Genomic DNA, 13,271 nt, shown 5'->3' with positions numbered 1-13,271 from the left:
AGATATTAAATTATGAACAGAAAAGATTTTATAAAGGTATCCATGTTAGCAACAGCTGGAACCATGATGTTTCCTAGTTGTATAGGAAAGGGTACTGAGATGCCTAGTTATTTAAAAGGATACGAAGATTTGTACAAAACCGATCCAAGAGAAGCTGCTATTCAATGGTTTAAAGATGCTAAATATGGTATGTTTATCCATTATGGTTTGTATTCTATTTTAGGAAGACATGAATGGGTGCAATATAATGAGAAGATTCACGTAGCAGAATATGCAAAGTTGAAAGATCAATTTACAGCAGATAAGTTTGATGCAGATTTTATTACAGATTTAGCATTAGAGGCAGGTATGAAATACATCAACCTTACCACACGTCATCACGATAGTTTTTGTTTGTGGGATACTAAATATACCGATTTTAATAGTGTTAATTCTCCTGCCAAAAGAGATTTGGTCGCAGAGTTATCAGAACAATGTAATAAAAAAGGTATCGCACTTTTCTTATACTATTCACACGGTAGAGATTGGAGACATCCTGATGCACCAAATAATGATGAATGGGGAGGAGCAGCGAGACCTAAATTTGAAACCGAAGAACCTTTTTACAACTATGGTAAAAAGCATAATTTGAATAATTATTTAGAGTTTATGACCAATCAGGTAACTGAATTGTTAACTAACTATAAGGATGTTGCAGGTATTTGGTTAGATGGTTTTTCAACACCAGCTTCTGGAGATCGTTCTTTGTTTAAATGTCAAGAATTATATGATTTGATTCATTCTAAGCAACCACAAGTTTTAGTTTCTTATAAACAAGGAATGTTAGGAACGGAAGACTTTTTAGCTCCAGAACGTAAATATAATGCTGACGAAAAAATAGAAACACCACTTGAGATTTGCGATCATTTACAGCGTAAAGGTTGGGGATACACCAAAACACAAGATGGGAAACACAAAACCAAAGAAGAGGTTATAAAAATGTTGAAAAAAGCAAATAGTTATCCTGCTAATTTGCTATTGAATACAGGGCCATTACCATCGGGAGAAATGCATCCAGAAGATGTTAAGGTTTTAAGAGAAGTAGGTAAAGAGATCAAAACCAAAGGTTGGGAAAATTTATTAAAGAGCTAATATAATTCTCCTTTACATATCAATAAATTAGAAAAAAATAATTGTTCATAAAAAATTGAAACATGTTAAAAATAGTATATTTTCTACCCCTTTTTATATCCACCTCTATATTTAGTAATTCTTTAGCTTCTAAACAAGAGGTAAAACCTAAGCCAAATGTACTATTCATTTTTGCGGATGATCAAAGAGCTGATGCTTTAGGGTGTGCAGGAAATACATATATTCAAACACCTAATATTGATCAGTTAGCTAAAAATGGAGTTAGATTTACCAATAGCTATGTTATGGGAGGTCATCATGGAGCCATTTGTGCACCTAGTAGAGCTATGCTAATGAGTGGGAAAAGTTTGTTTCATGTCTACGATAAATTAAAAGGTGTAAAAACCATGCCTATGCATTTTGCAGAAAATGGTTATCAAACTTTTGGTACCGGAAAATGGCACAACGAAAAAACAAGCTTTGAAGCAAGTTTTCAACATGGAGAAAATGTTTTTGTTGGAGGTATGGCAAATCATTACAGCACACCTATGAGAAGTCTTGGGAAAGATGGAAAATTAAGTGACCCAGTTAATAAGGGATATTCTACAGATTTGTTTGCAGATGTAGCCATTGATTATTTAGAAGGATATGCCAAAGGTAAACAAGACGATCCTTTCTTCTGTTATGTAGCTTTTACAGCTCCACATGATCCTAGATCACCAAGAGAAGATTATATAGGCATGTACCCAGACGAATCAATTCCTTTACCAGGAAACTTTAAAGCATTGCATCCTTTTAAGTTTGATAATTTGAATGTTAGAGATGAAACATTAGGACCTTGGCCTAGAACACCAAAGTTAATTCAGGCTTCTTTAGCAGATTATTATGCTTTGATTAGTCATTTAGACAATAGAGTTGGTGACATCATCAACACCCTAAAAAAACAAGGATTGTATGAAAATACGATTATTGTTTATGCAGCAGATAATGGGTTGGCAATTGGTAGTCATGGTTTGTTAGGTAAACAAGATTTGTATGAGCATAGTATGAAAGTTCCATTGATGATTAGTGGTCCAGGAATTCCAAAAAATCAAACAAAAGATGCTTTGGTTTACTTATTTGATGTATTTCCTAGTTTGGCAGATTTATGTGATTTGCCTGAACCAAAAAATATTGATGGAAAAAACTTTGCTGCAATTGTTAAAGGAAAAGAAACAAAAATAAGAGAATCGCTTTACACTTCATATAGACATACAGCAAGAGCAGTAAGAACAGATGAATGGAAATTGATTAGATATCCAGAAAGAAATTATACGCAATTGTTTAATTTAAAAACGGATCCCTTAGAAATTCACAATTTGGCTGAGTTAGATGGGTATAAATCTAAGGTTGATGAAATGATGGGCTTAATAAAAAGTTGGCATCAAACAACAGATGACACGGCAGACCTTAATCCATCAACCATTCTACCTCTAGAATACGATTATAAAAAACTGAAACAGAGGCCAGATGACAAACAACCAAAGTATACTTTAGATAAATATTTTAAAGGAGTTGATTTAAAAAACGTCAAAAAAACAAGCCATTAATCAAAAATAAAATATCATAAAAATTTCGTATATGAAGTATAAATTAATTGTTACCTATTTATTTTTTATTCTTCTATGTTCTAACAATAGTTTCTCTCAAAGAGAAACTATTGTGTTTAATAAGAACTGGAAATTTATATTACAGGACAACCCAGAATTCTCAAAACCTAATACAAATACATCTACATGGAATTCTATACAAATTCCTCACGATTGGGCTTTTGAAGAGGGGATTTCTAAAGATGGAGCACAAGGAGCAAGTGGTGGATATTTTGGTGGTGGAATTGGTTGGTATCAAAAGACATTTGAAGCCTCAAAAAACTGGGAAAATAAGCTTGTTAGTATTGAATTTGATGGTGTTTATATGAATAGTGAAGTTTGGGTCAATGGTCATTACCTTGAGAAACGACCGTATGGATACATTTCATTTCGTTATGAAATTTCTAAATTTTTAACAACCGGAAAAAACATAATTGCTGTAAGAGTCGACAATTCAAAGGAGCCTTCTGCACGTTGGTATCACCCTTGTGGAATTTATGCTCCTGTGCATTTAGTGGTTACAAATCAACAATATATTAAGCCTAATGGAGTATATGTATCTACACCAGAAATTAAGAAGGATTTTGCTTTAGTCAATGTAAAAACTTCTTTAGGGAATAAAAGCTCATTAAAGTCAAAAGGAACCTTAGAAACATTGATTTTAGACATTGAGGGAAATATTGTTGCTCAAAAAAAACAAAAATATAAGGATCGTAAATCTGACTTAGAATTAGAGACGGAGCTTAAAATTGAAACTCCAGAATTATGGAGTTTGGAGAACCCTTATTTGTACAAAGTAGTAAGCCGTTTGGTGATTAAAAACAAGATAATTGATGAGGTTACAATCAATTTAGGAGTACGATCAATAGCGTGGAAAACGGAGACAGGTTTTTGGTTGAATGGAAAGATAACAAAGTTATTGGGGGTGAGTGAACATTATGAGGGTGGCCCTTTGGGAGGAGCATGGACAGAGCCTTTATTAAGATGGAAATTAGGTTTATTGAAAGATATGGGAGTAAATGCGATACGTACAGCACACAATCCTGCACCACCAATGTTTTATGATTTGTGTGATGAGTTGGGTATTTTAGTTATGGATGAGATATTTGATGGGTGGAGTAAAAAAGCAAAAGAAGATTACGGAAAACAAGCTTTCGATACTTGGTGGAAGAGAGATATGACTGAGTGGTTGTTAAGAAATAGAAACCATCCGTCTATAATTATTTATAGTGTTGGTAATGAAACTAGAGGAAAAATAGGAAAAGAATTGGTTGCATTGTGCCATGAGTTAGATGCTGAAAAACCTGTAACTTCTGGACACAGTTCTTCTGAATACATGGATGTTTATGGAGTAAACGGAGGAAGTGAAAAAATGGATTTCTTTAACAAACCTAGACCCAACAAACCATTTGTTTCTACAGAAGCTCCACATACTTGGCAAACTAGAGGATACTATAGAACCAAAACTTGGTTTAGAGATGGGTACCCTAACAAAGGGCAGCAACCTTTTGAGTTGCCAGATTTAACTGAAAAAGAAGTATTTACTTACGAATGGGCTTCTAGTGATAAATGGACAAATGGAAAACAACATTTTAATTCCTCTTATGACAATGCTATGGTGCGTATTTCTGCTCGTAAAAATTGGGAATTGATGCGTGATTTACCTTGGTTTAGTGGTCATTTCAGATGGACTGGTTATGATTATTATGGTGAAGCAGGATATGTACATGGTGGTTGGCCTTTCCGATTGTTTATGGGAGGTGCTTTAGATGTTGCTGGATTTAAAAAAGATCTATTCTATTTTTATCAGAGTCAATGGACAAAAGAACCGATGGCTCATATTTTACCACATTGGACACACCCAACCTTAGAAAAAGGAGTAGAAATTCCAGTTTGGGTATATTCTAATTGTGAAGAGGTAGAGTTATTTTTAAATGGACGCTCTTTAGGTAGGGATAAACCTGGAACAAAATGGGATGAAATGCAATGTGAATGGATGGTACCTTGGGAGACAGGAGAGTTAGTCGTAAAAGGATATGTTGATGGAAAAGAAGTTGTGATGTCAAAACAAACTACAGCATCAACTCCATCTGCAATTCAATTAGATTTGGAAAAAAAATATACAAATACAGCAACAGATAAAGTTGCTATTGTAACAGCCAATTTGGTAGATACTAAAAATGTTTTTTATCCTTATGGAGAAAATAAAATATATTACCACTTAGAAGGAGATGTTGTATTACTTTCTTTAGAAAATGGAGATCCTGTAGATGTTACTAAAAATGTTAATATTTATGAGAAAAAAGCATTTATGGGAGCTACAAGAGCATTTTTAAGAGTGTCTGAAAACGCTAAAAAAGCATTGATTACAACAGGAGCAATTTTAGGAGAAAAGCAATTGTTAACTTCTGAAAAAGTAAGTATAGATGTAAAAACTTTAAACTTTCTTGATACTGAAAAACAGGAAGCATATGCTATATACTACACATTAGATGGTACCCAGCCATCAATAAAAAGTACAAAATATAAAAGCTCTTTTGAAGTTGGTTTAGGAACCACAGTCAAGGCTATTGTAGTTAAACAAGGAAAAATAATATTGACAATGGAAGAGACCTTTGCAGCTGATTTAGGATTGTATTGGAAAGCAAATGAAAATACAACAAGTGCTATAAATACAAATGGTATGTTGGCTGTAAATGCAGATGTAAAAGGAGCAAAAAAAATATCTAACCAAGGTCAGCGTTATGTTGATTTTAAAGGAAATGAAGGTAAGGTAAGTTGGTATCAAGAAAATGATGGTAGTGCAGGAAGTTTTATTTTAAAATTTAAGTACGCATCTAACGATACAAAATTAAGACCAATGGAACTTTTTGTGAATAATAAAAGTACTGGAATCATAGAGTTTAAGTCTACAGGTTCTTGGAATTCTAAATGGGGAGAAATTGAAGTAGAAAAAAAATTAGAAGCAGGAGCTAATTATATTGAACTGAAAACAGTTGGTAAAAGTGGTCCAAATATTTTAATGTTAATAGTAGAATAAAAAGGCACCTGTTTTTGATTTGCAACTGTTTCAAATGAATAATGATTTAAATAAAAAGGGCTTAGTTTTTTAACTAAGCCCTTTTTATATGCAATAGCATGAACAAAATACTAGATGTTCAATAAGTTTTAATCATTATTGCTGTCTAACTGTTCTGCATGCTTCTTAATGTATTCTGTTGGGCTCATTTTGTATTCTTTTTGAAAACATTTACCAAAATATTTTTGATTGTTAAATCCTGTCATATAAGCTACTTCAGAAATATACATGTTGTTTTGTTTTAACAATTGCGCTGCTCTTTTTAGTTTTATTTTTTTGATAAAATTAACAGGAGTGTCGTTAACAATAGCTTGAAGTTTTCTATACAAATTAGCTCTACTCATTCCTACTTCAGAAGCTAAATACTCAACACTTAATAAATTATCGGTCATAGATTCTTCAATAATTTTAATGAGTTTTTTGATGAATTTTTCATCGTTAGAATCAATTTCAATTTTAGAAGGTTCAGGAGTAATAATCTTACTGTATTTTTCTTTAAGTTCTTTTCTAGTTCCTAGAGCATTTTTCACCTTCCATTTCACAAATTCTAAACTAAAAGGTTTTTCAATATAATCATCAGCACCAAGGCTTAAACATTTAATTTTAGTGTCGTCCGAGTTTTTTGCAGTTAGCATAAAGATAGGAATATTGCTAATCTCCTTATTGTCTTTAATGCGTTGCAACATAGATATTCCGTCTTCTATAGGCATTAAAATATCGCTAATAATTAGCAATGGTTTCTCTTTTAAAATAAGGTCGTAACCTTCTTTACCGTTAGGAGCTTCAATGATATGAAAATCAGAAATTAATTCATCCTTAACCATACGTCTTAAATCTTCATTGTCTTCTACAAGTAAAACAGTTGGTTTTATTGATTTTTTTGAATTCTGTTTTGATTCAAATTCGCTGGATACTTCTTCAATTACCTGGAATTCAGAGTTTTCTATAAAATTTCGTTTTAGAGGGATGCTTGTTTTTAAAAGTTCGTTTTTAGGATACTTATCTTTATTAATAGGTAGGTAAAAAGTGAATTCTGTAAAGATATTTTCTTCACTTTCAACACAAATAATACCATGGTGTCTTTCTATCAATTTGTGAACAAGTTCCATCCCGACTCCAGTACCGGGTATTTGATTGGTGTGTGATTTAGTTGCTTGATAATAACGGTCAAAAATAAATGCTAAATCTTTTTTAGGAATTCCCATACCATTATCTCTAACAGCACATTTGATATAGTTGTTTTTTTCTAAATCAAGAGTTGTTGTTTTAGTATCTTCTGCATTTGCAATTTCTAAAGTAACACTAATAGCTCCTTTTTCTTTGGTGTATTTAAAAGCATTAGATAACAAATTAAAGAGTGTTTTTTCTAATATATCTACATCGTACCAACCTCTAATTTTTTCTTCTTTAGAGATAAAATTATAGTCAATTTCGTAAATTCTTGCAAAATCATTAAAACTATCTTTAATGATGCTAACATCTTTAACAATGTCATTTTTAGATACACTTAAATTAAATTTACCTACATCAAACTTACGAATGTCCATTATCTGATTGATAAGTCTATGCATTCTAAGTGTATTGTTGTAAATACGTTGGGCAGTGAGTGGACTTAAGGAGAAATTTTTTTCTTTAACAACTTTTTCAATAGTTCCTAAAATTAGAGACAAAGGAGTGCGCAATTCGTGTGAAATATCTGTGAAAAAAATCATTTTCATTCTGTTATGCTCATTGTCTTTTTCTCTACTAATAGTTTCAGCTACTAGGTTTTTTTTAAGGTTGTACCATCGGTTAATTAGAAAATATCCTATTAAAATTAGGGTAGTATAAATCAATGCATAAATAATATGAGCCAATGTACTTCTCCAAAAAGGAGGTGTGATTTTAAATTTTAATACAGTTGGATTTTCATTCCAAACACCATCGCTATTAGAACTTTTTACTTTAAAAGTGTAAGATCCTGGAGCAAGGTCGTTGTAATTTGCATTTCTGTTATAAGCGGTGGTATAAATCCAATAATTGTTTAATCCCTCTAATTTATAAGCATACTCATTTTTGTTTGGAGTAGTTAAGTCTAGAGATGAAAAATTGACCACTATATTGTTTTGATCATAAGGCAAAACAATTGGTTGCTCTGAGTTGATGTTGATTGAGGTTGAGTGATTTTGAAAAGAGTTTGACGTATTGTTTTTAGAATCACTCAGAATAGAAAAGTTTGTGATAATGGTAGCTGGAGTCTTATTTTTTTGTGAAAATGTGTTGGGACTTACATTATAAAAACCCTCTTTGTTACCAAAATACAGAGATTTTTTATTTTTGCTAGATGAGCTAGATTTGTAGGTGAAATGAATTTCATGTATGCCATCTTCTACTCCAAAAGGGATGAATTTTTCATTTGCAACATCAAAACGAGTAATACCATCTTGTGTACTCATCCATATGTGTCCCTTATTATCTTCTTCAAGAGCAATAATAGTGTTTGGAACCAATCCTCTAGAGTTGTTAAAGTTTTTAAAGCTATTTTTTTCTTCAAGATAAAGATTCAAACCACCACCTCTTGTACCCACCCATATGTTTTTATGACGATCTTCGTACAAACTTAAAATAGCATTAGAAGACAGTCCGTCTTTATTTGGTAAAAACTCCTCTAGCGTTTCAGTATTAAAATCAATTTTAAATAAACCTTCACCACGAGTACCAATCCATAATTGATAATCACTAGTTAATAAAAAAACAGAAGTATGATTTTTAGAGAGTTTTTTTAATACTTTTTTCTTAAACTCAGAAAGAGGAGATTTGTTGTTAAGAATATCTATTCCTCCATTCCACAAACCAATCCATACTTCATTTTTATTGATAGGTGCAATATCAGTTATTAGTCTGTTGTATTTTCCAATTTCTTGTAGATGTATTTTATTGTCAGTTGGGTTGTAGTTAACAGACTTAAATAAGCGGTGTTCACTGCTTAGTAAAAGCTCAGTTTTATCATAATTAAGCGTTAAGTTATTAATGCCATTGATTTTTGAATTTGTAATAAGTTGAACTTCGTGAGCATTCTTTTTTTTAGAATTGTACTTGTACAATCCATTACTAGTTCCAATAAGTACATTGTTTTCAGAGTAAAAAAGAAGACTATTTGTGTTTGATACTTCTTTGTTTGAAAATTTATTGACATGCTGAAAATCAAAAAGAGAGGTTCTGCTGATGTGTTTGTTAATACCTTTGTTAGAGCCAATCCACAAATTTCCATAAGAATCAAATATTGTAGAGTTGATATGATTGGTTCTTAAGTTTTCTTCGGAATGATATAAAAAAGTATATTGATGGTTTTTCCTTACGGCTTTTATAAGTCCATTGGTAGTTCCAATCCACAAATTATTATGTGTTGATGTTTGTGCTAAAGAAGTTAATAATCCTTGTTTTTTAAATGGTTTTAAAATGTTTGGATAAGATTCAAGAGTTTCAAGAGTAGCGTTAGCTTTATTATAGCTTAATAGGTATATGCCATTGTTCGTCAACGCAATAAATCGATTGTTTTCTATGTTTTTTAATCCTTTAATTTGGTGATTAAAATTACTTTTAATGTGTTTGTTAGATTCATCTAATAATGCTATTCCTTTGTTGGTACCTACCCAAAATCTATTAAAACTATCTTCAACAAAACAATTTATTTGAGTATCAAGTTGAATAATACTTTGGTTGTTATTATAGTTAAAATGAGATGTAGAGTCAACTTTTGTGAATTTAGTTTTAGGACTAATTATAATCAACTCAGAGTTTTTAGAGTTGACCCAAATACTTCCATCGGATGTTTTTTGTAAAACTATTGATGTTGCGTTTTTATAAAACCCTGTAAACCTATTTAACTTACGATTGTAAAATATTAAAAAGCTTTCACTTCCAATCCATAAATTTTTATCATCATCTTCTATGATAGAATTTATACTGTTATTAGGTATAGAGTAAGGATCAAAAACATTGTTTTGAAATACTACTAAATTATTTCCATCATATCTATATAGTCCCGTTTGTGTTCCAATCCATAAAAAACCAATACTATCTTCATACAGTGTATTTACTTTTTTATTGAATATAGTACCTTGAGTATTTAGCTCATGAAAAGACGATTCTTTTGATTGTGAAAGAACAGAAGAGATGTTTAAAAATAAGATAAAAATAGTTATTTGCTTAAGCAATGGTGTAATTATGTTTCGCACGGTATATTTTTTTCAAGTGTAGAAAAATTCTTTGTTTTTGTGTATGATGAATCAAAATACAACTTACATTATGATATTGTTGCAATTTCATTATTTTTTTTATTGAAACCTTAAATGGTGGGGGTAAAAATGTTGCTTGGTGTGATTGGTAATGTTGCAAATGGCTAAAAATACGTAAAACACGCTTTGTTGCAACATTTGGCGGTGTTATATGAGAAATGTAATGACGGTAAACGTTGTAATTTCGAGAACTATAGATTAAAAACAATCAAATCTATAAGACAACTAATTTTATAGAGGCTAGTACTCTATAGTTTTTATACAATTTAAACGATGATAAAACATTCAATTCATTATTTTGTTCTATTGCTGGTAACGCTTTTGATATCATGTAATTCTACAAGTAAAAAAAGTAAAGGAGAGCCGTTAGTTTCTAATCATGTAGATAAGCCAAATATTATTTACATTTTAGCTGATGATTTAGGTTATGGTGATTTAAGTTCATACGGGCAGCAGAATTTTAAAACACCTAATATAGACAAGCTTGCATCACAAGGAATGTTGTTTACACAGCATTATTCAGGAAGTACTGTTTGTGCCCCTTCAAGGTCAGCATTGCTTACGGGAATGCATACAGGCCACACTGTTGTAAGGGGGAATAAAGAAATTCAGCCAGAAGGACAATATCCAATACCAGACAATACATACACTTTAGCAGAAGCTATGAAAAAAGCGGGTTATACCACAGGGGCTTTTGGGAAATGGGGACTTGGTTTTCCTGGGTCTGAAGGAGATCCTGTAAATCAAGGTTTTGATACTTTTTTTGGATACAATTGTCAGCGTTTAGGGCATAAATATTTTCCAGATCATTTATGGTTCAATAGAGATTCTATCGGTATAAAAGAGAATGAGAATTTTGCAAATGGAGTGTATGCTCCTACAGTGATTCATAATAAAACAATTCAATTTATAGAAGAAAATAAAGACAAGCCGTTTTTTGCTTACGTAGCATCTATAATTCCTCATGCAGAATTGGCAGCACCAGAGGAGCTTATAAATAAGTATAGAAATAAATTTTTACCAGAAAAGAAATACAAAGGATCTAACAATCCAGCTGAACTAAATAATGGAGCATACCAGTCTCAAGACGAATCTCATGCAGCTTTTGCAGCGATGGTTGATTTGTTAGATCAGCAAGTAGGTGAAATTATGGATAAGGTTGAGGAGCTTGGAATTGCAGACAATACCATAGTTATTTTTACATCAGACAATGGCCCCCACAAAGAAGGAGGAGCAGATCCTAAATATTTTAACAGCAATGGAGCTCTTAAAGGATTTAAAAGAGATTTGTATGAAGGTGGAATTAGAGTTCCTATGATTATCAAATGGCCAGGGAAAATAAAAGAAGGTAGTATATCAGACCATGTTTCTGCATTCTGGGATGTGTTTCCAACATTTTCTGATATTGTAGGAATTGAGGTTCCTAATAATACTGATGGAATTTCATTTTTACCTGAGCTATTGGGTGAAGCTCAAAATCAGAAAAAACACAAATATTTGTATTGGGAGTTTCATGAAAAAGGAGGTCGTCAAGCGGTAAGAATGGACAATTGGAAAGCAGTTAAATACAATGTTTTAAAAAATCCGAAAGCTCCATTAGAATTGTATGATTTGTCTAATGATATAGGAGAACAAAATAACATAGCTAGTGAACATCCTGATATTGTTTCAAAAATGCAAGCTATTTTAGACAGTGCTAGAACTTCTTCAGATGTATTTACATTTAGTCAAGAAACATTTTTAGGTCATGATTAATAACATCATCTTCAAAAAAATAGTCATTGTAGTATTGTTGTTTCAAGCCATTGCTTGTGCTGATGACAATTCGTCGATAGATACTGTAGAGCCAGATTCAGATCAGATAACTGATTCAGAAGAATTTGATCCAGCAACAATTCACAGTGTAATTTCTTTTGAAAATCCAGGAAAGTTAATTGATGTATTTTTCTATGATGTTAAGTACGCAGCAAGAAATACAACAAATGCAACAACTGCTTATACTATATTTAAGGAAGATGGTCTTAATGGCTTAAGAGTTTCTATTTTAGGAACAGATAAAGATAATGCACATCCTAGTGAAGGAGTTGTAGATGAAGCTGTTTATGAAAGATTTATTACGTCTATCAATTTAGCAAAAGCGGTTAGAGGTAACGATGATACTTATGTTTTTGCTAGTAAAAAATTAGAAGGACAAGGATCTTTTCCAGATTGGGTTAAGGGAGACGATGGTATTATACCAGAAAAATATGCCATTTTAGTTGCAGATTTTTTAGAGTTTATGAAATCTAAAAATGTTAAAATTGATTATTTAGGAATAGATAATGAATATGTATACAACGAAGGAAATATTACTCCACAAAAGTATGCAGAAACAATTGCTGAATTAAGGTCTTTAGCAATAGAAAGAGATTTTGATATACCTGTTCTTGTCGGTTATGAGGATTTTGGTCCGAATAAAAATAAATGGGTGAAAACCTTGTTTGAAAACGGATGGGGAGATACTATGGAAATTTATGGAACTCATTACTATCCCAAATACAGACCTAAAGCTAACCTTGTAAAAGATTTAGATTTGGTAGGAAATATGCCTTTTTGGTCAACAGAACCTCATTGGGATACCAAAGGAACTGTAAATGATTTTGACGAAGCGGAACAAGGTATAGTAGCCTTGTGGGATCAGATAGATGTTGGAATGACAGGATTTATGTGGTGGGATTTAAATTACAATGCTAGTAATGTAAGAAAACATTTAATTCGTGCTATATCTGTACCTCTTTTAGGAGCAAGACCAATACAGGTAACGGATATTGATGGAGAGGACATAACAGATTTAGGAAAACTGCAAACACGTGCTTTTATAGAAGACAAAACAATAACAGTTTTTGCAGTAAATATGAATACAACTGTAAGGGATGATTATACTTTTCAAGTAAAGGATGCTAGTATAGATGGAGGAGTAAGAACTATACATTGGACAGATGGTGGAGTGGTTACAGGAACAGAAAAGTTAATTGATGTTGAAGGAGAAGAGGATAATATTTTTATGTTTACGTTACCAGAAAGATCGATTTCACGATTTACGTTTAAAATAAAATAAAATAAAAAGGAAAAGGCAAAAATTAGTAAACATACTTTTTTGCCTTTTTTTATTAATAATTACAATAAAAAACAAAATGA

6 protein-coding genes are annotated in these 13,271 nt (G+C 31.8%); 5 read left to right on the top strand and 1 reads right to left on the bottom strand.

Annotated elements, in window-relative coordinates:
* Positions 1 to 12: 12 nt before the first annotated feature.
* From Q4548_RS07910 to Q4548_RS07900, 3 genes are all read left to right on the top strand, one after another.
* Positions 13 to 1,131 carry an alpha-L-fucosidase gene (locus Q4548_RS07910; RefSeq protein WP_303453422.1) on the top strand — a complete coding sequence of 373 codons (1,119 nt, stop codon included), beginning with the start codon at positions 13 to 15 and terminating at the stop codon, positions 1,129 to 1,131.
* A 62-nt stretch (positions 1,132 to 1,193) separates the two neighbouring features.
* Positions 1,194 to 2,699: a sulfatase-like hydrolase/transferase gene (locus Q4548_RS07905; protein WP_303453419.1), complete on the top strand. Its 1,506-nt coding sequence runs from the start codon at positions 1,194 to 1,196 to the stop codon at positions 2,697 to 2,699.
* Positions 2,700 to 2,730: 31 nt separating this feature from the next.
* Positions 2,731 to 5,778 carry a glycoside hydrolase family 2 TIM barrel-domain containing protein gene (locus Q4548_RS07900; RefSeq protein ID WP_303453416.1) on the top strand — a complete coding sequence of 1,016 codons (3,048 nt, stop codon included), beginning with the start codon at positions 2,731 to 2,733 and terminating at the stop codon, positions 5,776 to 5,778.
* Between the two features lie 128 nt (positions 5,779 to 5,906).
* On the opposite strand, the gene Q4548_RS07895 is transcribed toward Q4548_RS07900, so the two are convergent.
* The gene (locus Q4548_RS07895; protein WP_303453413.1) at positions 5,907 to 10,034 is read right to left on the bottom strand and encodes a hybrid sensor histidine kinase/response regulator transcription factor; all 4,128 of its coding nucleotides are present in this window, start codon (positions 10,032 to 10,034) and stop codon (positions 5,907 to 5,909) included.
* Positions 10,035 to 10,367: 333 nt separating this feature from the next.
* On the opposite strand from Q4548_RS07895, the gene Q4548_RS07890 reads away from it, so the two are divergent.
* Entirely contained in the window at positions 10,368 to 11,849 is a 1,482-nt protein-coding gene (locus Q4548_RS07890) for an arylsulfatase (RefSeq protein WP_303453412.1), read from the top strand.
* Positions 11,842 to 13,191, top strand: coding sequence for a hypothetical protein (locus tag Q4548_RS07885; RefSeq protein WP_303453410.1), 1,350 nt, complete (start codon positions 11,842 to 11,844; stop codon positions 13,189 to 13,191). Before Q4548_RS07890 ends, Q4548_RS07885 begins: the two co-directional genes overlap by 8 nt.
* The last annotated feature ends 80 nt before the right edge of the window (positions 13,192 to 13,271 follow it).

Origin of the sequence: Wenyingzhuangia sp. 2_MG-2023 (genome assembly GCF_030548295.1) — a bacterium.
Classification (GTDB): Bacteria; Bacteroidota; Bacteroidia; order Flavobacteriales; family Flavobacteriaceae; genus Wenyingzhuangia.
Note: the sequence above shows the minus strand (reverse complement) of the source record. Positions and strands in the feature narration are given on the sequence as shown.